19 protein-coding genes are annotated in these 21,391 nt (G+C 40.8%); 14 read left to right on the top strand and 5 right to left on the bottom strand.

The genetic code is table 11. The features are described 5' to 3' along the window. Nucleotides 1–10: 10 nt before the first annotated feature. Nucleotides 11–277 carry a phosphocarrier protein HPr gene (locus H2672_RS16365; RefSeq protein WP_222439434.1) on the bottom strand — a complete coding sequence of 89 codons (267 nt, stop codon included), beginning with the start codon at nucleotides 275–277 and terminating at the stop codon, nucleotides 11–13. 133 nt (nucleotides 278–410) lie between these two features. Between H2672_RS16365 and H2672_RS16360 the strand changes: the two genes are divergently transcribed. The 4 genes from H2672_RS16360 to H2672_RS16345 all read left to right on the top strand — a co-directional run bounded on the left by H2672_RS16360 (nucleotide 411) and on the right by H2672_RS16345 (nucleotide 4,853). After that, nucleotides 411–1,163 carry a DeoR/GlpR family DNA-binding transcription regulator gene (locus tag H2672_RS16360; protein ID WP_186673129.1) on the top strand — a complete coding sequence of 251 codons (753 nt, stop codon included), beginning with the start codon at nucleotides 411–413 and terminating at the stop codon, nucleotides 1,161–1,163. After that, nucleotides 1,160–2,089 (top strand): 1-phosphofructokinase, encoded by a 930-nt coding sequence (pfkB, locus tag H2672_RS16355; RefSeq protein ID WP_186673128.1) that lies wholly within the window; start codon nucleotides 1,160–1,162, stop codon nucleotides 2,087–2,089. The genes H2672_RS16360 and pfkB overlap by 4 nt, the downstream gene beginning before the upstream one ends. Next, nucleotides 2,089–4,002, top strand: coding sequence for a PTS fructose transporter subunit IIABC (locus H2672_RS16350; RefSeq protein ID WP_186673198.1), 1,914 nt, complete (start codon nucleotides 2,089–2,091; stop codon nucleotides 4,000–4,002). Before pfkB ends, H2672_RS16350 begins: the two co-directional genes overlap by 1 nt. Before the next feature lie 140 nt (nucleotides 4,003–4,142). After that, nucleotides 4,143–4,853: a YetF domain-containing protein gene (locus H2672_RS16345; RefSeq protein WP_370569684.1), complete on the top strand. Its 711-nt coding sequence runs from the start codon at nucleotides 4,143–4,145 to the stop codon at nucleotides 4,851–4,853. A gap of 63 nt (nucleotides 4,854–4,916) precedes the next feature. On the opposite strand, the gene H2672_RS16340 is transcribed toward H2672_RS16345, so the two are convergent. Then, entirely contained in the window at nucleotides 4,917–6,110 is a 1,194-nt protein-coding gene (locus tag H2672_RS16340; protein WP_186673127.1) for an NAD(P)-dependent malic enzyme, read from the bottom strand. A 924-nt stretch (nucleotides 6,111–7,034) separates the two neighbouring features. Continuing rightward, complete coding sequence (locus H2672_RS16335; protein WP_186673126.1) at nucleotides 7,035–7,694, bottom strand: HAD family hydrolase; 660 nt, start codon at nucleotides 7,692–7,694, stop codon at nucleotides 7,035–7,037. A gap of 115 nt (nucleotides 7,695–7,809) precedes the next feature. On the opposite strand from H2672_RS16335, the gene H2672_RS16330 reads away from it, so the two are divergent. Together H2672_RS16330 and H2672_RS16325 are read left to right on the top strand one after the other, a co-directional pair. Then, a complete protein-coding gene (locus tag H2672_RS16330; RefSeq protein ID WP_186673125.1) occupies nucleotides 7,810–8,718 on the top strand; it encodes an RluA family pseudouridine synthase in 909 nt (302 codons plus the stop codon). Between the two features lie 15 nt (nucleotides 8,719–8,733). Further along, nucleotides 8,734–9,519 carry an MBL fold metallo-hydrolase gene (locus tag H2672_RS16325; RefSeq protein ID WP_186673124.1) on the top strand — a complete coding sequence of 262 codons (786 nt, stop codon included), beginning with the start codon at nucleotides 8,734–8,736 and terminating at the stop codon, nucleotides 9,517–9,519. 179 nt (nucleotides 9,520–9,698) lie between these two features. Here the strand turns inward: H2672_RS16325 and H2672_RS16320 are convergent, their stop codons facing one another. Next, a complete protein-coding gene (locus tag H2672_RS16320; protein ID WP_186673196.1) occupies nucleotides 9,699–10,325 on the bottom strand; it encodes a spore coat protein in 627 nt (208 codons plus the stop codon). Between the two features lie 195 nt (nucleotides 10,326–10,520). Here H2672_RS16320 and H2672_RS16315 point away from each other — a divergent pair, with 195 nt between their 5' ends. Beyond that, the gene (locus H2672_RS16315; protein WP_186673122.1) at nucleotides 10,521–11,804 is read left to right on the top strand and encodes a glycoside hydrolase family 18 protein; all 1,284 of its coding nucleotides are present in this window, start codon (nucleotides 10,521–10,523) and stop codon (nucleotides 11,802–11,804) included. A 50-nt stretch (nucleotides 11,805–11,854) separates the two neighbouring features. Here the strand turns inward: H2672_RS16315 and H2672_RS16310 are convergent, their stop codons facing one another. Continuing rightward, nucleotides 11,855–11,995, bottom strand: a complete 141-nt coding sequence (locus H2672_RS16310) for a hypothetical protein (RefSeq protein WP_186673120.1) — start codon at nucleotides 11,993–11,995, stop codon at nucleotides 11,855–11,857. A 325-nt stretch (nucleotides 11,996–12,320) separates the two neighbouring features. Between H2672_RS16310 and gdhA the strand changes: the two genes are divergently transcribed. The 7 genes from gdhA to H2672_RS16275 all read left to right on the top strand — a co-directional run bounded on the left by gdhA (nucleotide 12,321) and on the right by H2672_RS16275 (nucleotide 20,772). Then, on the top strand, nucleotides 12,321–13,703 hold the full coding sequence (gene gdhA, locus H2672_RS16305; RefSeq protein ID WP_186673118.1) for an NADP-specific glutamate dehydrogenase: 1,383 nt from the start codon (nucleotides 12,321–12,323) through the stop codon (nucleotides 13,701–13,703). A 164-nt stretch (nucleotides 13,704–13,867) separates the two neighbouring features. Continuing rightward, nucleotides 13,868–15,079, top strand: coding sequence for an argininosuccinate synthase (locus tag H2672_RS16300; protein ID WP_370569687.1), 1,212 nt, complete (start codon nucleotides 13,868–13,870; stop codon nucleotides 15,077–15,079). Between the two features lie 242 nt (nucleotides 15,080–15,321). Continuing rightward, nucleotides 15,322–16,893, top strand: coding sequence for a DUF6583 family protein (locus tag H2672_RS16295; protein WP_186673114.1), 1,572 nt, complete (start codon nucleotides 15,322–15,324; stop codon nucleotides 16,891–16,893). 252 nt (nucleotides 16,894–17,145) lie between these two features. Continuing rightward, on the top strand, nucleotides 17,146–18,384 hold the full coding sequence (locus H2672_RS16290; RefSeq protein ID WP_186673112.1) for an ABC transporter permease: 1,239 nt from the start codon (nucleotides 17,146–17,148) through the stop codon (nucleotides 18,382–18,384). Further along, entirely contained in the window at nucleotides 18,381–19,514 is a 1,134-nt protein-coding gene (locus tag H2672_RS16285) for an ABC transporter permease (protein ID WP_186673110.1), read from the top strand. Before H2672_RS16290 ends, H2672_RS16285 begins: the two co-directional genes overlap by 4 nt. Then, on the top strand, nucleotides 19,507–20,181 hold the full coding sequence (locus H2672_RS16280) for an ABC transporter ATP-binding protein (RefSeq protein ID WP_186673108.1): 675 nt from the start codon (nucleotides 19,507–19,509) through the stop codon (nucleotides 20,179–20,181). The genes H2672_RS16285 and H2672_RS16280 overlap by 8 nt, the downstream gene beginning before the upstream one ends. Nucleotides 20,182–20,190: 9 nt before the next feature. Beyond that, complete coding sequence (locus tag H2672_RS16275) at nucleotides 20,191–20,772, top strand: YdcF family protein (protein WP_255485862.1); 582 nt, start codon at nucleotides 20,191–20,193, stop codon at nucleotides 20,770–20,772. Nucleotides 20,773–21,391: the final 619 nt, after the last annotated feature.

The raw sequence follows: 21,391 nt of genomic DNA, 5'->3' as shown, positions 1-21,391 counted from the left end.
GTGGTTGTTATTACTTTCCAAGGCCTTCGGATTCCATAATTGCATCGACTTTTGCAATGGCATCTGCTTCATCTTCACCATCCGCCGCAATTGTAATAGTAGTGCCTGAAGCTACTCCAAGAGACATTACACCTAAAATGGATTTCAAGTTCACTTTTTTACCTGTGTATTCCAGTGTTACATCGGATTTGAAAGAACTGACCGCACTGATGAGGACGGACGCTGGGCGGGCATGTAAACCTGCAGTTCCTAAAATTGTATATTGCTTTTCTATCATTGTGTATTCCTCCTAATTAATAGTATCAATTTCTACATTATAAAAATTGTTGATTGATTTTGAAAGATTGTGATTGATTGTGAAGGTTGTTTAGAGTATTATGAGTTTACAGCTAATTAGAGGTGGTGTTCATATGTTGACAAATGAACGATATGAATTGATTTTGCATTTATTGACTGAGAAAAAGACCGTTAAAATTCAAGAGTTAGTTGATGCAACATCCGCATCAGAGTCGACAATTCGAAGAGATTTGAATGATCTAGAAGACCTTAACAAATTGGATCGTATCCATGGAGGCGCTACTATAAGCGAGCGCATCACAAAAGAACTTAGTATTTCCGATAAATCATCCGAAAACCTTCAAGAGAAGATTCAGCTTGCTAATTATGCCGCCTCTTTTGTCCAAGAAGGGGATTGCATTTTTCTTGATGCAGGAACTACTACATTACAGATGATCCCTTATTTAAAGGATAAAAAAGTGACCGTTGTGACGAACGGATTGACACATGTTGATTTATTGATGGAGCACGAAATAACGACTTATTTGACGGGTGGTTATATAAAGTCCCGCACGCGTGCACTTGTTGGACCGCAAACAATCCAAACGCTTGGCGATTATCAGTTTGATAAATGCTTTCTTGGCGTCAACGGTTTCCATTTGGAAATTGGGTATACAACGCCGGATCCGGAAGAAGCCGCTGTTAAAAGGCTAGCTGCTACACTCTCGAGAAAGACATATGTCGTGGCGGATCATTCGAAATATAACAAAGTAAGTTTTGCTACTATTATGCCCCTCGATAAAGCCGTATTAATTGTAAGTGATTTCGAAAAACAAGCTATCAACTTATTGGAACAAAAGACCACAGTAAAGGTGGGGAAATCATGATTTATACGTGCACAATCACACCCTCGCTTGATTATACTACCTATTTACCCGAATTCAGTAGCGGTAAACTGAACCGTTCTAAAGAAGTGTATTACTATCCCGGAGGAAAAGGAATTAACGTGTCCCGTGTGTTACGACGATTAGAGGTTGACAACATCGCTTTAGGTTTTGTAGGTGGGTTCACAGGTGATTATATTCAACAATCTCTACATCAAGAAGGCGTTCATACGGACTTTATCCAAACGGAAGAAATTACGCGTATCAATGTGAAAATCAAAGCCGATGAAGAAACTGAGTTAAATGGACCTGGTCCTGATATAACACTAGGACAGCAACAGCAATTGATAGCGCAAGTGCAGAAAATGAAAAAAGGTGATTGGTTCGTTCTTGCGGGTCGTCTTCCTGAATCAATAGCGAAGAGCTTTTTCAAGGATATCGCAACAATTTGTAATGACAATGGTGTCCGTTTCGTCCTAGATACATCGGGCCCTGCGTTAAAAGGCTTGATAGACATGAATCCATTTCTTATTAAACCTAACGCGCAAGAGCTTGGTGAATTGTTCGATACAGTAATCGTGAACAAACAGCAAGCACAGCATTACGCCAAGAAACTTGTTGAAAAAGGCGTTGGACATGTCATCGTTTCAATGGGCGGGGAAGGAGCGCTGCTGGTTACGAAAGAGGTTGCTGTTTTTGCGGAAGCGCCATTAGGAAAAGTTGTGAATACAGTGGGGGCTGGTGATTCACTTGTATCCGGGTTTCTAGCATCCTTCACGAAAGAGGCGGATGCAGTCAAGGCATTCCGGACGGGTGTAGCAAGCGGAAGTGCAACCGCTTTTAGAATGGATCTTTGTGAGAAAGAAGATGTACTAGCATTGTTGGACCAAGTGTTGATCAGTTCATTAGATGAAGGGGATGTGAAATGATGAAAATCACACAGTTATTGACTGAAGCTACAATTATTTTGGACGTGAAAGCGACATCGAAACAGGATATATTGACGGAACTGATCAATCAGTTCGATCGTGCAGGAAATTTGATTGATAAAGAGGCATTTACAAAAGATATTTTGGCCCGTGAAGAGCAGGGCACAACAGGAATCGGTGATGGAATTGCAATTCCACATGCGAAATCTGCTTCGGTGAAGGTGCCTGGAATCGCATTCGGACGATCTTTACCAGGTATCGATTATGCATCGCTAGACGGTCAGCCGGCTCATCTGTTTTTCATGATCGCAGCCAGTGAAGGCGCAAATAACAATCATTTGGAAGCGCTATCAAGATTAGCTACGTTTTTGATGGATTCGAATTTTAGAGAGAAAGTTCTAAGTGCTACGTCAAAAACTGAAATTCTACAAGCGGTGAATGACAAGGAAATCGAGTTGGAAGGACCTGAAGAGGTTGGTGAATCAGAATCAACGCTTTCGCCTACATCGAAAATACTTGCCGTTACTGCATGTCCAACGGGGATAGCACATACCTATATGGCGGCACAAAAATTGACTGATAAAGCGAAAGAAATGGGCATTTCACTAAAAGTGGAAACGAACGGATCATCCGGTGTGAAAAATCGATTGACGGATGCTGACATAGCGGAAGCGGATGCCATCATCGTTGCTGCAGATACTAAAGTGGAAATGGCTCGATTTAACGGTAAGCCGGTCATACAGACGAAGGTAGGAAAGGCGATTTATGAAACGGAAGAATTGCTGAATCGTGCAATCCTCAAAGATGCACCAATTTACAAACATGAAAAGTCTAAAGATGATAGTGACACATCCGAAATCAAAAGTGGATTTTATAAACACTTGATGAATGGTGTGTCTAACATGCTACCGTTTGTTGTCGGTGGTGGAATTTTAATTGCGTTATCATTCTTCTGGGGTATTAATTCAAGTGACCCGAATAGTGCAGATTACAATGCATTCGCTGCAATGTTAAATACAATCGGCGGTGGAAATGCATTCTTCCTAATGGTCCCTGTGCTAGCAGGATTCATTGCGTCGAGTATCGCTGACCGCCCTGGATTTGCTCCTGGTATGGTCGGTGGATTAATCGCTATTACAGTTACAGGTGTGGACGGTGTTAGTGGTGGCTCTGGATTCCTAGGTGGAATCATTGCCGGATTCCTAGCGGGGTATATAACAGTTGTCGTTAAAAAAGCGTTTGCTGCACTACCTGATGCGCTTGAAGGCTTGAAACCTGTGTTGTTCTACCCGGTATTCAGCATTGCAATCACTGGACTAATTATGATGATAGTCAATGCTCCCTTGACTAAATTATACACAGGCATGTCAGCATTTTTGGAAGGGCTTGGTGGAACAAACCAAGTGCTAGTAGGTATCTTATTAGGTGCAATGATGGCAATTGATATGGGAGGTCCGATTAATAAAGCCGCTTACACATTCGGTATTGCGATGCTTGATGCACAGAATTTCGGGTTCATTGCGACGGTCATGGCAGCAGGAATGGTGCCGCCACTAGGCATGGCAATTGCAACAACATTGTTCAAAAAACGTTTTACAAAACAAGAGCGTGAAGCGGGAAAAACGGCTTACGTACTTGGAGCTTGCTTTATAACGGAAGGTGTCATCCCGTTTGCGGCGGCAGACCCTGCACGTGTCATCCCAGCATCCGTAGTTGGAGCTGCATTGGCTGGTGGACTTACGATGCTATTTGATATTGGTTTACGTGCACCGCATGGCGGCGTTTTCGTTATGGGACTTGTCGATGGTGGAATTGGAAAAGTGTTGCTATATGCAATAGCCATAGCTGCTGGTGCATTAGTTACAGCTTTACTCGCAGGAATATTGAAGAAGAACAAAATACAAGCAATTTAAAAATGAAGGCTTTTCCAAAGGTCATTCTGACATTACTTTTGGAAGAGCTTTCTTTTGTTGTTAAATATAAAATTCAAGTCATCTATTTGAATAGGCGATGAGGAATGGTGGAACACTTCTTTAAAAGCGGAGGTGTGAACTTGGAAGACTTTTTTGAAGTGGACTTTTGGGAAATGATACTGAGGGCGACGGTTACATTTTTTGTCCTACTTATACTTGCGCGATTTATGGGGAAAAAACAAATTTCTCAGCTGACGTTTTTTCATTACGTAACCGGTATCACGATAGGTTCCATTGCAGGGGAAATCGCGGGAGTATCCAAAACCCCGCTTTTGGATGGACTCGTAGCAATGGTTTGGTGGGCATTCCTGACGATGCTCATGAGTTACATTGCATTTAAATCAAAAAAGGCGCGGATTATTCTTGATGATCAACCTACTATCGTTGTATATGAAGGGAAAATAGTTGAAGCTTCATTGAAAAAGCTGCGACTCCATTTAAATGATTTAAGTATGATGCTACGTGAACAAAGTATTTTTTCGATTAAAGATGTCCATTATGCAATACTTGAAACAAACGGAGAGTTAAGTGTCTTAAAAAAAGCAGGGCTAGAAGCTGCAACGAAAAAAGATGTAAATGCTCCTTCACCGGTGCCTAAATATATACCGACTGAAGTAATAGCAGAAGGGAAAATTACGGATAAGAATTTAACGGAGCTAAATTTGACGGAAGAATGGTTGTACGAACAATTGAAAAAACAGGGTATTGGCAATGTCAAAAATATATTTTATGCAGAAGTCCAAACAGATGGAAGTCTCCATGTAGATATGAAGGCTGACGGTGAAAAATAAGAAAAAGTGTCGCGAAAAGGATAGTGAACTTTTCTGCGACGCTTTTTAATGGGTTATTTACTATTATCGTACAGTACACATAAGAGCAGATACGCCTGACTCAATCGCAGCTTTACTTACCGCCTGTGTAACGGCTTTAACAACTCTTTCATCAAAAGGATCAGGAACAATATAATCATCGCGTAACTCTGATTCATGAATCAATGATGCGATGGCGTAAGTTGCGGCCAGTTTCATGCTTTCATTTATTTCGGTTGCTCGGACATCCAGTGCCCCCCGGAAAATACCAGGAAACGCAAGCACATTGTTGACTTGATTGGGATAATCAGATCTGCCGGTTGCAATGACGCGAACTCCATATGATTTTGCCAAAGCGGGTGCGATTTCGGGGTTCGGATTTGCCAAAGCAAAGACAATCGGATCGCTACTCATGCAGTCAATATGTTCCAACGTCAATATATTGGCAGCGGAAACACCAATGAAGACGTCAGCATCCGTCATGGCAATTTGTAACGAGCCTGTTAAGCCATTGGGATTTGTAATTTCAGCGATTTCATCTTTAGTCGGGTTCATACCAATAGGGCGGCCTTTGTAAATAATACCTTTTGAGTCACAGATGACAATCTGCTCAAATCCAATGTTTTTGAGATGTTTCACTATTGCAATCCCGGCAGCACCTGCCCCATTAACGGCTATTTTAACAGATTTCTTATTTTTCTTAACAACTTTTAACGCATTTAATAATCCCGCGCCAACAACGATTGCTGTACCATGCTGATCATCATGGAACACGGGGATATTGCACTCCTCACGCAATCTTTTTTCAATTTCGAAGCATCGCGGGGCAGATATGTCTTCCAAATTGATCCCGCCAAACGTCGGGCTGATTGCTTTGATTGTTTGCACGATGATATCAACATCTTTAGTGCCAAGACAGATTGGGAACGAGTCAATGTTAGCGTATCTCTTTAACAGCAACGCTTTCCCTTCCATGACGGGAAGTGCTGCTTCGGGTCCTATATCGCCTAATCCTAACACGGCAGTTCCATCTGTAATTACTGCCACTAGATTCCCTTTGATTGTATAGTCGTATACCGCATAGGGGTTTTTTGCGATTTCTAAACATGGATCAGCTACCCCAGGAGAATAAGCTAGGCTGAGATCTACACTGTTTTCAAGTGGAACCTTTGATACAGTTTCCATTTTCCCCGTATGAATACGATGCATTTCTAAAGAAGACTTGTAACTACTCGTCATTGACCATACCCCATTCCACTCCGAATTTTTAATTGTTATTATAAGTTTTTACCATGAACTCGAAAATAACACAAGTCCGAAAATTCTGCCCAATTGGAATACTTGGAAATTGCAGCGCTTACATTAGCTTTGTTACAATGTTTATGCTTAAAATATATTTTTCGATAAAAATTCAATATCAAGATCCAATTGATGGATTTATCAGATTTCTGTAAATTGGAGAACGGGGCGTAAAGAGAGTAAAAACATACATACTAATCATCTATCCAGCTGTCAGGAAAATCAAAAAAGGATTTGTTGTGTAAAAGTTTAAATTGAACGTATTGAAGAAACGTACATCCATTAATACGGATGTACGTTTCTTTTTTTAGGAAATTGGCGCTTGCGCTTATGATCTCGTCCAGACGCCAGCCCCTCGAGTCGCTTCAGAATTGATGGCAAAGGCAAAAAGCGCCTTTACCATCAATTCCTCCAGCGCTTGTCGGGGCTAAACGGCGTCTTGCGCTTTTGTTTACGTCCAGACTCCAGCGCCTAGAGGCTCGGGTCATAAGTCGGTCCGGCTGTGCGGCAAAGAACGCCGCTTGGGCCTGCAGGATGCAGGTCATGCAGTAGTTGCGACACGACGTCGCGAACTTAGACTGCCTTCCTTTACCCGCCTTATGCCTGCCGCTGGCCAACAGGATGAAGGTTATGCAGCTGTTGCCATAGGATGTGGCGTACTTAGGCTGCGCTCATCTGTTATAGGCGCTTGCGCTTTTGATACAAGGTAAGAAAGTATTAGTTTTTCTGCATGGAACGATGTCCAGACTCCAGACGCCAGCCCCTCGAGTCGCTTCAGAATTGATGACAAAGGCAAAGAGCGCCTTTACCATCAATTCCCCCAGCGCTTGTCGGGGCTAAACGGCGCCTTCCGCTTTTCCATATTCAAATTATTTCCCATTCACGTTCTTTAGCAATAGCTTTTAATCGTGGTTCAGGTCGAACGGCAACAGGGTTCCCGACGAGTTCCAGTACAGACAAGTCGGAAAAACTATCTCCGTAGGCGAAACTATTTTCCCAGTCGATATCTTTCCCTTGTAGTACTTCTAGAATCTTTTCGTTTTTTCGTGGACCTTGTATATGATAAAGTGGCGTTCGATTATCAGTTTTTCCCTCTTTCATGGGAATTTCTGTACCGATAATTGAATCGAACTGCAACTCCTTTGTGACGGATTGCAAAAGGGATGAGTATGCACCAGAAACAAGCATGATATGTACATTTTCAGTAGCGTGCTGTTTCAAACGCGCAATTACATCGGGATTAAAGCCTTCTCGTACCCGATCGGTTAATTCTCCGAAGTAGGCATCTAATTCTTTAATGGACATTAGGCCAAGTGCATTCAAGTAGATTTGCATGGAACGTTCTTTCATCTTGGCTTCGGAAACTAGTTTCAACTTGTGGCCGATATAAGGCGGAAGGATGGCCCGGTAAAATCGTTTATAATTTGTATGATGGACGGGGTGGTATCTTAAATGGCTCATTAATAGTTGAAAAGTTTCATCTGAATACAGTGTTCCATCAAAATCGAATATCGCAACTCGCATAAAAATCCCCTTTTTTCTGCTATTTGAAATAAATTCCTTGGTTTTATCATACAGCGTTTGTAATGTAGAGGCAATTTGAGGATAATAAGAAGTGAGAGTGAGGAGTTTATAAATTATGAAAAAAAATCATACGAATTCAGCAAGTAGAAAAGAAGATACATCTGTTTATACAGTGAAAGAACCAATGGAGTTATTACCCTTTCTATTGGAGATGATGTCTAAAAGTAGCCGTAACTCAGTGAAATCTATACTGACACGTGGACAGGTCACAGTGAATGGCAGGATGGTTACGCAACATAATCATCCACTTCAAGCTGGACAACTTGTTGAGATCCTTAAAAATCGAGCAGCGATGAAAGAGGATACGCTAGTCGGAGTCACTATTTTACATGAAGATGACGATATCATTGTTATTAATAAAGAAGCGGGTCTGCTTTCAGTCGCTTCGAAAAATCCGGAAGACATGACCGCTTACAGACAGCTAATGGACTATGTAAAAGAATCCAATTCACGAAACCGCGTTTATATCGTTCATCGTCTTGACCGTGATACGTCGGGTGTGATGTTGTTCGCGAAAAGCGAAGAAGTGAAAAATGGATTACAGGCCGCGTGGAATGAAGTCGTGAAAGAGCGTACGTATACGGCACTTGTCGAAGGTAAAGTTAGGAAAAAAGAAGGAACGATTTCATCGTGGCTAAAGGAAAGTAAAACATTTAAAGTGTACTCAAATCCGACTGACAACGGTGGGCAACATGCTGTCACTCATTACAAAACGCTACAGATGAATAGTAACTACTCGTTACTTGAGGTTCAACTAGAAACAGGTCGTAAAAATCAGATTCGCGTTCATATGGAAGACCTTGGCCATCCAATTGTTGGTGATAAAAAATACGGATCTACCGTTAATCCAATCAAACGGATTGGTCTTCATGCAACTGCTTTGGCACTTATACACCCGCGTACTGGAGAACTCGTCCGTTTCAAAGCGGATGTACCTTCTTCACTTATTGCGAAGTCAAAATGATTGGTTGGTGTGTTCATGAAAATTACATCTTTTGAGGATTTAAAACAGGCTGAGATGGTACTTTCATTTGGTAAGCAAAAAATGACCGTTTCCGTCTTTATGATAGATGGGTTATTAATTGATACCGGACCGGCTAAGATGAAAGCAAAACTCATACTCTTGTTTGAACAGTGGGATATGAAGAAAGTAATCTTAACACACCACCACGAAGATCATACGGGGTTGGCATATTGGCTTCAAGAAATTAAGAAAGTCCCGATTTATATTCATGAATTAGGGATTAAAGACTGTGAAAATCGTGCGAAGTTGCCTTTTTATCGTAAAGTTTTTTGGGGTGAAAGAGAACCGTTCCAACCGATTGAATTGAATGACATGATTACAACAGATAACTACAACTGGGATGTCATTCATACACCTGGTCACGCACATGACCATGTTGCGTTGTTTAATCAGGAAAAAGGTTGGATGTTTGGCGGGGATTTGTATATACAACCGACTCCTAAAAGTTTGTTTGCATTTGAATCTGTTCCGGAAATTATTACATCATTAAAAAAGGTTTTGACGTATGATTTTGAAACGTATATTTGTTCCCATGCAGGGATCAAAATTAAAGGGAGACAAGCGATTGAGAAGAAGTTGGATTACTTGGAGAGCATACAACAAGAAGTCCAATCACTTTACAATCAAGGGATGAATTCGAATGCAATAAGAAAAAAACTATTTCCCAAAAGTCATCCGATGCATTACTTATCCTTCTTTGAGAATTCACCAAAACATATCGTCAACTCGATTTTGGAATGAGTTGCGTGCTTGGGTATATAGGTTGTGAAAAAAGAATCCCATTGAATTTGCTACGGCGCTAGGGGATGCCTTCGCTCAGCTTATTATAGGTATTCATTTGTTCAACATATATAGTAATAAAAAAAATCAGATGTCCACTCGATTCCGAGGGGGCATCTGATTTTTTGTTTTTCAGTTATTTACTGCAAAGTGTTAGTCGGCATCCCTGGTTGGCCTTGCGAGGAGGCGAACGAATTCAATAATTGTTGCATATCTTGTGCGGCGAGTTGTGGTACTTGGTAATAATGGTTTTTGTTTTGGTAAATTGCCAGTTCATAAGCCATTTCTATACAATTGGGTACTGAGTCGGCAAGTACGCGACGTACGACGGGGTTACATGTTTCAGTGGCAGCCATTGTTTTCATGGATGCCCCGGCCTTCGCAGAGCCTAGTAGAAAGCCTGAAATGATTTCATCCGATATGTCTGCCTCGGAATGCATCGGTTTTTTTGGTTGAGACGGTTTCATACCATACACGAAGTCATTGCCTTGTTTCATCTCATATCTTCCAGTTGGATGTGAGGGATTTCGTCCGGTCTTGAAACATTCAACTGTAATGTTATATTCGTCTAAAGTAAAGCGGTATTGGCGATCCAAAATATCAAGTAACTCGGGATCTTTCACATGTGTTCGTAATAGCATTGCTTGGTTCAGACATGCGACAGTTCCAGATAATGCCTCGTGTACGTCAAATAATTCATGACCGCCATGATTCATTTGCTGTGAAACGCTACCCGTGTGCATATTCTCATGAGTTTGATTGTCCATTTGGCCGAATGGGTTTTGTGTCACTGTATAAACTCCTCCTTAATAGTTATTGATTTTCATCAACAATAGTATGGATGCTTGCGTGGAAGCTATACGTGAAAATTGTTAAATCAAAACAAACTAAGCATAATCTCCTTCTAGCAAAAATAGTCTAGGGTAGAGGACATTTTTATTAATGAAAGGCAGATGATAAGTATGCAGATCCATGTGGTTCAAAAAGGTCAAAGTTTATATGGAATTGCCCAAGCTTATGGCATTAATTATCAAGAAATTGCACAAGCTAATGAACTGCCAGATCCATCACGTATCGTTGTAGGCCAAGCGTTAGTCATACCGATTACGGGTAGCTACCACTGGGTTCAGCCGGGTCAGTCACTTTATTCCATTGCTCAAATGTACGGTTTGACAGTAAATGAGCTTGCAACAATTAATCGACTATTCCCATCGCAAAACTTACGTGTTGGACAGCGTCTGTATATTCCACCGCAACCGAAAAAGCAAGCTGAGTCATTACTCTATGTAGAGCCGCGGACTCCAGTAACTCAAGTAATGATTGATGAAGTTAAACAAAGAGTTGATGCACTGACGTATCTAGCTATGTTCAGTTATGAAGCGCAACGAGATGGGTCATTGAAGGCACCCTCGATTGATGATATGCCAAATATAGCAAAAGCTGCGGGAGCGGCAAATGCACTTGTTGTAAGTAATTTAGAAAACTTTGCATTTAATGCAGACCTTGCCCATGTATTGTTTACGGATCAAGCTGCACAAAATCGGTTGTTTGGCAATCTCATTCAAGTTGCCAATGAGGTGGGTTATAAGGACATTCATTTTGATTTTGAGTTATTACATCCAGAAGACCGTGAACTTTATAATCGTTTTCTGCGTAATGCGAGAGATCGATTCCATCAAGCCGGATTTACAATTTCGACTGCACTAGCACCCATGACAAGTGACGTTAGGACGGGTATTTACGGGGCTCATGATTATCGTGCGCACGGGGAGATTGTGGATTTCGTTTCACTAATGACATATGAGTGGGGTTATACGTACAGCGATCCACAAGCAGTCAGTCCAATAGGCCCTGTTCGAAACGTCGTCGAGTATGCCGTCAGTCAAATCCCAAGTGGAAAAATATTCTTGGGTCAAAATCTATACGGTTATGATTGGTCGACACCTTATCCGAGCCAAGGTGGATCTGCTGCCAAAGCATTAAGCCCTCAGCAGGCACTAGCGATTGCGGCAGAAAGAGAAGTTGATATCAAATACGACTATGTTGCGCAGGCGCCGCATTTCAAGTACACAGATGCAGGGGTACAGCATGAAGTTTGGTTTGAAGACGCACGTAGTATCCAAGCTAAATTTGACTTGATCAAACAGTTCAACTTACGCGGTATGATGTATTGGAAACTTGGTTTGGCTTTCCCACAAAACTGGTTATTATTAGAAGACAACTTTACAATCCGGAAAATCACCTAAAAAAATGAACCGCAGTGCCTGAGCACTAGCGGTTCGTTTTGTCAATTTAATTACTCTTTATTGATATAATTGATGAAACTCGTCAGAAATTCTACATCCGGATTGAAAAGTAAAACAGGTAGGAAAACGAAAGTCGCCAGTAGCGTTATATTCGCACCGATAAATGTACGGAGTATCTTTTTAAATCTCATTGTCCTAACCTTCTTTCTCCTAGTTGTAATTTTCTAATAGCTATTGACAGCTACACTGATAAGTATATGCTTCATCAATCGATATTTGAATAACTAAATAATACTCTCTCTTCAGAAAAAAGTAAATAATTTTATTTTTCATACATAAATATGACATAATGATGTATAATTACTTATTCAGCAATAGATAAACAGTTGTATATATTCATATTTTCAGCGATAATACTAAAAAATGACTAAATGATTTTGAAATATCATTCAGTTGTGGAAGTAGGAATTTAACAGCTTCCACCTTTAACTTATACAAGAAAGGGATGAGTGAAAAATGACGAAGTTGAATGAAACTCACAATGATAGAAAAAAAAGAGCGAATGATTACGTTCATGAAGTCTATGAATTGATCAAAAAAAGAAATCCAGATGAAAAAGAGTTTTTACAAGCAACAAGAGAGATTTTCGATTCTCTTCGACCTGTCTTTTCCAAGCATCCCGACTATATAACAAATGGTATTTTAGAACGTATTACAGAACCGGAACGCATCATTATTTTCCGCGTTGCATGGGAAGATGATCAAGGTAAAGTACATGTAAATCGTGGTTTCCGTGTCCAGTTCAATAGTGATCTCGGACCGTATAAAGGCGGTATCCGCTTCCATCCTTCGGTAAATAGCAGCATCATGAAGTTTCTCGCATTTGAACAGATATTTAAAAATGCGTTAACAGGCCAACCAATTGGTGCGGGTAAAGGTGGCTCTGACTTTGATCCGAAAGGTAAATCAGACCGTGAAATTATGCGTTTTACTCAAAGCTTCATCACGGAGTTGAGCAGATATATTGGTCCTGATACCGACGTTCCAGCAGGGGATATCGGCGTTGGTAAGAGAGAAATTGGCTATATGTTCGGTCAGTATAATCGCTTGAAAGGCGGTTATGAAGCAGGCGTATTTACTGGCAAGGATCCAAAACACGGTGGTAGTCTTGGGCGCAAAGAGGCAACAGGGTATGGAACTGTCTATTTTGTTGAAGAAATGTTAAAAGAAGCAGGTTTAAGTTTTGCGGGTAAAAAGGTTGTTGTTTCCGGGTCGGGTAACGTTTCCACTTATGCAATTGAAAAAGCAATCCAGCTAGGCGCTACAGTACTGGCTTGCAGTGATTCAGGCGGCTATATTTATGACGAAAATGGAATCGATCTTGATACAATCAAGCGTTTGAAAGAAGTCGAGAACAAACGGATTTCGGAATATGTTAAAGAACATTCGGGGGCAAAGTATTACGACGATTGTTCGGCAATCTGGTCAATTCCATGTGATATTGCACTTCCTTGTGCGACGCAAAATGAAATTGATGAGATAGCTGCACGTATACTGATTGCGAACGGTGTAATAGCAATCGGGGAAGGTGCGAATATGCCTTGTACGCTGGAAGCGATGGCAGTTTTCCACGAGCATAAAACTTTATTCGGTCCGGCGAAAGCTGCGAATGCAGGCGGGGTAGCGGTATCGGCGATGGAAATGTCCCAAAATAGCATGCGCCTTTCTTGGACAGTCGAAGAGGTTGATGAAAGACTACAGACTGTCATGAAAAATATCTATACCAGCTGTTTGGATGCAGCAGAAGCATATGGGCATCCCGGTAACCTCGTAATGGGAGCCAACATTGCAGGATTTTTAAAAGTAGCAGATGCAATGGTAGCCCATGGTCTTAGTTAAGCTTATGACAGTCCCATAAAAAGAGTACACAGGCTAAAAATTGTGTACTCTTTTTTAATTCGAAAAAACTCAAACAAAACTATTGTGTTAATTTGAAAATATGTTATTATAAAAATACAAATTACTGAATAAACATGCACCCGATTGAATGGAAGGGGATTTTAATTATGGCTAAGAAAAAAGTGGTTTTAGCATATTCAGGTGGACTAGATACCTCTGTAGCAGTACAGTGGCTAACAGAACAAGGGTACGATGTAGTGGCGGTTTGTCTAGACGTCGGAGAAGGAAAAGACTTGGACTTCATCCAGGCGAAGGCGTTGCAGGTTGGAGCTGTAAATAGTTATGTAATTGATGCGAAAGAGGAATTCGCACAGGAGTATGCGTTGCTTTCACTCCAAGCTCAAACTTATTATGAAAACAAGTATCCTCTGGTATCTGCGCTTTCACGTCCGCTTATTTCAAAAAAACTTGTTGAGGTGGCGCATAAAGAAAATGCTACAGCGGTTGCACACGGCTGTACGGGAAAAGGGAATGACCAAGTACGTTTCGAAGTTGCCATCAAAGCACTGGATCCGTCATTGGAAGTCATCGCTCCTGTCCGTGAGTGGAGTTGGTCGCGTGAAGAAGAAATTGCTTATGCGAAGGAAAAGAATATTCCGATTCCAATCGACCTAGATAGCCCATATTCGGTCGACCAAAACTTATGGGGACGTGCTAATGAGTGTGGAATCTTGGAAGATCCTTGGGCAGCACCACCTGAAGATGCATTCGGGCTTACGGTTTCTATTGAAAATGCGCCGGATACGTCCGATGTCATTGAAATTGATTTTGTAAAAGGTGTACCAGTCAGTATTGATGGTCAGCAGTATCCACTCAGTGAACTGATTCTGAAACTAAATGAGATTGGCGGAAAACACGGTGTCGGAAGAATTGACCACGTAGAAAACCGTCTTGTAGGTATCAAGTCGCGTGAAGTGTATGAATGTCCGGGAGCAATTATCTTGCTGAAGGCACATAAGGAAATGGAAGATCTGACACTTGTTAAAGAGTTGGCTCATTTCAAACCAATCATTTCACAAAAATTGAGTGAGTTAATTTATAATGGCCTGTGGTTCTCGCCACTTAGAGATGCATTAGAAGCGTTCATCAAAGAAACACAGCAATACGTCAATGGAACAGTACGCGTGAAGCTATTCAAAGGGCATGCGCTTGTAGAAGGCAGAAAATCACCAAATTCACTTTATGACATGAACCTTGCAACGTATACGTCTGATGACTCGTTTGACCAATCGGCAGCTGTTGGGTTCATTAAGCTTTGGGGATTGCCTACAGAAGTGCACAGCATGGTAAACAAGAAGCAAACAGTGAAAAAGTAAGAACCATCCATTCAAAGAACCATCTACTCTTTAATGGTAGATGGTTTTTTGAGTTGTATGATTCTTTTGGTGTAAAGGGGAGACTAGTCGGATATCATCAATTGCTTAAAAAGGTGAATTTTACCAACTATTTTTTGAGTAAAGACATAGACTGTGATAGTATGAAAAAATGTGAATATGAAAAAAATTCAACTTCAGCGAAATTTTTCTAGTTCACGATTCAAATTTAGGAGGAGAATTGCATGGAAGAGAAAGTTGTGAAAAAAAAGTCACCAAAGTTATTAATGATTATTGTATTAACTTTATTGGTCACTGTAGGCGGCAGCGTGTCGGCATTTCTTTTGGTGAATAAATCACCGAAAGTACAATATTTTTTAGCAGAAGCAGAAACGTTTAAACTAGTGGGGACTATCTTTGAAGACCGCTATAAGAACGAACTAAGGTGGTTGGAAGTTCAAAAGGAAAAGCCGGTTGAAACGAATTTTGACCTATCTGGCGAATGGAATGAACCATCCGTTGACTATGAAATGCAACAAGTACAAAGCATTGTCAATAGCGCTAAAATTTCCAGTAAACAAGTCTATGATCCAGTCAAGAAAGAGTTGGAAGTGGATCTTAGGGGAGAACTAGGTAGCGTTAACATGAACTTTGGTTCGGTTTTTGTGACAACTGAGAAACTAGTGGCTTCATTTCCATTCATGGATGGACTGATTCGCTTCGACGATAAGGATTTTGGGAAATTAATGCGAGAAACCGATCCAGATTATGAAGGAAATGAAAATCTTGGTCTATCCCAACTATTCGAAGACGGCTTTTCGATGACGGAAGAATCTCGTACATATGTCGAAAAAGAATATATAGCGTATTTCATTAAAGAGATTCCTGAAGAGGCATTTACGAGTGAAAAAGAAGAACTTACTGTGTTTGATAAAAAAATGAAAACAAAAAAAGTCAAGTTGGATCTTACAGAACAACAAGTTAAAACATTACTGAAAAATTTATTGGAAAAAGCGAAAAAGGATGAAAAACTTAAAACTATACTGAAAGAGCAACTGACACTTACTTCATTTGCTGGGGATACTTCCGATAATGAAATTGCAACGCTTATGGATGGCTTTGAAGATGGGCTTGATGAAGCGATTGTAGGCGTGGATTCCATTAAACTTCCTAACGGATTGCAATCTACAATCTGGCACCATTCAAACAAAATTGTGAAACGTGAATTCGCAATGGGTGTGGGTGAAGATAAGACTGATGTCGATACGTTAATGATTAGCGGAATTCAATTGCTAGAGAAAGCAGGGCAAAAATGGGACTTCACATTTGGCGTAGAAGATTCCTTCGGAGATGAAAACTTTGTGAAAATCAAAGGCGATTTAAGCTGGAAAGATCAAAAAGCAATTGATTCCATTACGTTGACGATGGATGATATGAAATTCATCTATAAAGGAAAAGAACAACTAAAAGATAAGAAAAGAACATTCACTCGTTCATTTGGCTTTACAGATGGGGATTTGGATCCTGCCGTTATTTGGAAAGGTAGCGCTACACACGAAAGTGATTCAATGAAAGCGAAGCATGAATTTACTTTCAGTGAAGAGTCAATGGGCGTTAATATGTTCAATTTGATTTTAAAGCAACAAGGAAAAGTTGTGAAAAAAGTAGATATGCCAGTAGAAACAGGTGGCACAGTGAATATTGGTAAAATGAATAAAGATGAATTAGAAGCGTTTACTGAAGAAGCTATGGTAAAAGTCCAAGATTGGGTGTTTGGGTTTATGGAAGATTTACAGGGTGAAATAGGCGGGTTTTAACTTCATTTAGCCGGGGTTCAAACCCCGGCTAAATTGTAGAACTCTGGCTAAGATCGCCGCGTCCTGCGGCAACGCCGGAGTAACCAACATCCTGTTGGCCCAAAGCCTCCGGCGGATATCACAGATTTTGAATGGTGTTAAAAGGCAACCCAAGTTCGCCGCATCCTGCGGCAAAGGTTGCATACCTGCGTCCTGCAGGCACAAGCTCGATTCAAAATCTGGACGCAATTACGCCAAGGCGAAATTGATAGAATGGAAGTGACCATTTTGCTGTCCATTAGAAGAATACTATTTTTCATGCGTCAATATAATAAACAGTTGAAGAAGAAGTGGGCGACACTTCTTCTTCTTTTTCTATTTCCAATTATTTTGATAGGCTCACTGTTGCTCCTGCTGGCTGGTTTACTGCTACCCAAAGAAGATTCGCCAATCCGGGTGGCTTTGGTTGATGAAGACAGAACGCAGGAAACGATGCTGTTTAGCGGGCTACTGGAAGAAAGGGCCTCGCATAATCAATTCATCCAATTTATGTCGATATCGAAGGACAATGCTGAAAAGCTGATGGCGCAAAATGAAATAAGTACCTATTTTACATTTCCAAGCGGGTTTACGGAGGATTTGTATGAAGGTGAGTCCGTGACGATCCCGATTGTTGGAAATCCAGCGCGTTCAACAGATAGTTTTCTTGTGAAAGAGTTAGTAGAAAGCATGATGCGCTACATTGCCGTGGCCCAGTCGACTATTCTGACTATCAATGAGTACGCAAAGAAAACCGATATGCCAGAAGAAGAACGCCAAAAAATGATGTTTCAACAGTTTATGGATTTCAGTTTGTACACACTTGGAAAAGATAAGTTACTTGATGAAGAAGTGATTACAAATGTGGCGACGTCTTCTCCGACTCACTATTACATATTATCGGGCTGGTTAATAATTATGTCAGTCTGGCTTTTCGCTATCTATACTGTTTTAGGGAAAGAAGAGCATTCCTCGATGCTCATTCGGATGAAATTGTTCGGTGTAACCATGTGGCAACGTATCCTAGCAAGAATTCTTGTCTCTTTAGGATATAGCCTTGTCGTTGCGGCAGTAGCATTTTTCATCATAAATAAGTTTGTTGGATTTGAACTATTTCTCACTGATTATTTACGATTGGGCTTGTTCACTATTCTTTATGCCCTGTTATTTTTAGTAGGCATAGCGTTAATTGATGTTTTGATTTCATCTCGGAAAGTCGTTCTTTTATTACAAAGCCTCTATACCTTTCTACTGATTTTTACAAGTGGTGCAGTTATACCGACTCTTTACTTTCCACAAGGGATTCAAGGTGTTTTACCGTATATCTTTTCATACATTAGCTTGAATTGGATGATTGATATTGTATTAGAAGGACGAAACTATGCGAACTTCACAACGCTGACGGTCCTTGCTACTATCGGACTACTCTTACTTTGGCTATCAACAGTCGGAAAAGAGAGGTGGATCCGGTGAAGAATGTTGTATTTATCCGCTGGATGCGTTTGAAGAAGGAGTGGAGAAGTCAATTGTGTTGGATAATTATTCCAATTGTTATGACGGTGCTAATTATGCAAGGGGTTGAGACTTGGCAAGAGGAGACTAGGGTGCCGATAGCACTTGTAGTTGAGGAACAGACTGAAATGGCAGCTCATCTAGTCGATAATATCGCGAATACGGAACTTCTCCATATCCAGTTCATGTCCTTGGATGGAGCACTACATAAACTCGAACAGCATGAGCTGGATAGTGTGTTCGTTATTCGCGAGGGCTATGAGAATAATATACTTGAAAACCGGCGAAATCAGCTAATCGAGGCATACTCTTCCAATCGGTCTTTCGCTTATCAATCGGTCGTCGAAACGATTACGTCCTATGCCCAACAAGACGCGGCCCGTTCAAAAGCGGCTTTTGTTATCAAACAATTGTTCTTAGAATATGGTATGGAAGATGAATGGAATTATGAAGAAATTATTGCTAGTAGTCGTGAGAGACAAAGAAGTGGAGCGTTGCTCCAATCGAGTTTTACCTATTATGAAAAGAGTAAAACCGCTGAAGAACATGCGTTACCGTTACTGAAAGCCTGGGGTGTTTGGGCATTTTTCGCAGTCATCACGACATTTTTCCTGTTCGACTGGATGCTGAAAGAAAATCGACCATCGATGCGCCAGCGCTGGTTATTCACGGAAATCTCTTTTAAAAAGTATGCATGTGGATCGTTGTTGTATTTTACAGTCATCATTTTCCTAATGGATCTCGTCACGGCATTTCTCTTCTCGTCATTATTCCGCGAAGCATTGACAATCCGAGTGCTGATTTCACTTTTCGCTTTTCGGTTGACGATAATCTTGCTCGCGTTTTTACTCGCAAGCGTCTACAAGCAATTATTTATGTATTATATAAGTGGTCTTGGGATTGCACTGCTTTTTATTGTAATCGGTGGGTCAATCATACCGGTGGATGGGCTAACGGGGAAGTGGCCATGGATTGAAGAATTAAGTCCGGTACATTCGTTACTGAAAGGGACGATACCGCTGATATGGCTTTTCGTTATGATTGTCTTGCTCACTGTTTGGATCCATAAAGGAGGGAAGGCAAATGCTTAACGTAACGGGGTTACAGAAAAAGTACAAGGAAAAGACCGTTTTAGAAAATGTGTCTTTTCAAATGAAACCAGGCGAAATTGTCGGCCTTGTTGGGGAAAATGGTGCGGGTAAATCAACATTGCTTCAACTACTCGCGACGGTTATGCAGCCGACACAAGGTGACATTCAATTGGATGGACTTTCTTATGTGAATGATGTGAAGGAAATCAGGCGGATAATCGGTTATGTTCCCCAAGACATATCGATTTGGGAAGAATTCACTGTAGAAGAAAATATGCTGTTTTTTGAACAGTTGTCGTGGAAAAAACGTACAAAAGAGGAATGCCGACAACTTTGTTTGGATATGCAATTGACGCATTGGAAGGAAGGAGTTCAATCGTTATCGGGCGGTATGAAAAGGAAGTTGAACCTAGCAATCAGCCTGCTCCATGATCCGACTTTCCTGTTGTTAGATGAACCTACAGTTGGGATCGATCTAAAATCCAAAATGGAGATAGGTTCGTATTTGAATAGCCTGGCGAAAAATGAAGGGAAAATGATTATGTATACGTCTCATGATATGGATGAAATCACTACCGTTTGCGACCGAGTTTATGCAATCGGAAAAGATCCGTTTTATATGAATTTATTGATGGAGAATAAAATTTCCGTAGAACAGTTGAAATGAGTGATTGTATTGAAAAAATCGAAGAAAATAGCAATGGCTGGTGCTATTGTGCTTACAATTTTTAGTTTATTTTTGTGGTGGTTAACGGGAAAATGGATGGATGAGGGAGTGGAACCGGCGGCAGATGGTACGAATGACTATGCAATCATACTCGGTGCGAAAGTGAAAAAAGATTCCCTGTCGCTGTCTTTGCAGTATCGCTTGGATGCTGCGCTCCAGTATGCCACTGAACATCCACATGTGACCATGATCTTATCTGGTGGGCAAGGTTCGGATGAGCCTATTAGCGAAGCGGAAGCGATGAGACGGTTTTTAACGGAGAATGGCATCGCTGAGGGACGGCTTATTTTAGAAACAGCATCTACCTCAACTTATGAAAATATACTATTTTCGAAAAAGTTATTGCCGTCTGAAATTCAATCGGTCACAATCATTACAAGTGATTATCACCTTGCTAGAGCGCGGAAAATTGCGGTTAACCTTGATCTCGATTCAGATGCTGTGTCGGCCGAAACACCGAAAGTAGTAGCTGCAAAATTGGTTTTGCGAGAGCGTATTGCCCTTCTGAAGACGTATATTGTAGGGAAATAAACAGGCAATCGTTGTTTCGATGATGGTGAAAAGAATAGTTTTTATTTATATAAGTTACCTTATCTGCTGAAAAATCGAGTGTTTAACGGTAAAAAAAGGATCCAAATAACTATAAAGGGAAACTAGTATCCTATGTCGAAATAATTGAATGTTCGGGCACTATACCGCTTATAATAATGCCTTTCTTGCTTAATTTGGCAAAGCTATTACGAGTAACAGTATGACGCCATATAGAAAGTGACACTCCCTTAAAATTGAGAAGGAAATGCTATAAAGAAGGATTCAGCCGCCAAAATTGCATCTTTGGCGGCTTTTCTCCAGTTAAGAAGCCAACTATTCTTTCGTCCCAAAAAGCTTCAGCACTATTACGTGTACTTTTGTATTTGGAGCGCGTCAGATGAAGGACCACCATACGTTGACCAAAAAAATGTGTAGGGATGCGACAAAGTCGCATCCCTACACATCCAGACAACTCGATAACGGTATAGTAGTCGTTCAATCCAAAGTAATCCAAATGCAGCTATAAACGTAGCACACAGTGTGTGATCAAGTTATTTGCTTGTTGCATTTGGTTAATCAACAGACGTGAAGAAAAGTATAAGTTTTTCAACATGGAATA

This window comes from Sporosarcina sp. BP05 (assembly GCF_014282005.1).
GTDB lineage: Bacteria > Bacillota > Bacilli > Bacillales_A > Planococcaceae > Sporosarcina.
The sequence above is the reverse complement of the archived record's forward strand: the minus strand, read 5'-3'. Positions and strand labels throughout refer to the sequence as shown.

Coding starts and splice junctions, on each gene's coding strand:
- H2672_RS16365 (WP_222439434.1), bottom strand. CDS start 277: ATGATAGAAAAGCAATATACAATTTTAGGAACTGCAGGTTTACATGCC.
- H2672_RS16360 (WP_186673129.1), top strand. CDS start 411: ATGTTGACAAATGAACGATATGAATTGATTTTGCATTTATTGACTGAG.
- pfkB (WP_186673128.1), top strand. CDS start 1,160: ATGATTTATACGTGCACAATCACACCCTCGCTTGATTATACTACCTAT.
- H2672_RS16350 (WP_186673198.1), top strand. CDS start 2,089: ATGAAAATCACACAGTTATTGACTGAAGCTACAATTATTTTGGACGTG.
- H2672_RS16340 (WP_186673127.1), bottom strand. CDS start 6,110: ATGACGAGTAGTTACAAGTCTTCTTTAGAAATGCATCGTATTCATACG.
- H2672_RS16335 (WP_186673126.1), bottom strand. CDS start 7,694: ATGCGAGTTGCGATATTCGATTTTGATGGAACACTGTATTCAGATGAA.
- H2672_RS16330 (WP_186673125.1), top strand. CDS start 7,810: ATGAAAAAAAATCATACGAATTCAGCAAGTAGAAAAGAAGATACATCT.
- H2672_RS16325 (WP_186673124.1), top strand. CDS start 8,734: ATGAAAATTACATCTTTTGAGGATTTAAAACAGGCTGAGATGGTACTT.
- H2672_RS16320 (WP_186673196.1), bottom strand. CDS start 10,325: ATGGACAATCAAACTCATGAGAATATGCACACGGGTAGCGTTTCACAG.
- H2672_RS16315 (WP_186673122.1), top strand. CDS start 10,521: ATGCAGATCCATGTGGTTCAAAAAGGTCAAAGTTTATATGGAATTGCC.
- H2672_RS16310 (WP_186673120.1), bottom strand. CDS start 11,995: ATGAGATTTAAAAAGATACTCCGTACATTTATCGGTGCGAATATAACG.
- gdhA (WP_186673118.1), top strand. CDS start 12,321: ATGACGAAGTTGAATGAAACTCACAATGATAGAAAAAAAAGAGCGAAT.
- H2672_RS16295 (WP_186673114.1), top strand. CDS start 15,322: ATGGAAGAGAAAGTTGTGAAAAAAAAGTCACCAAAGTTATTAATGATT.
- H2672_RS16290 (WP_186673112.1), top strand. CDS start 17,146: ATGGAAGTGACCATTTTGCTGTCCATTAGAAGAATACTATTTTTCATG.
- H2672_RS16280 (WP_186673108.1), top strand. CDS start 19,507: ATGCTTAACGTAACGGGGTTACAGAAAAAGTACAAGGAAAAGACCGTT.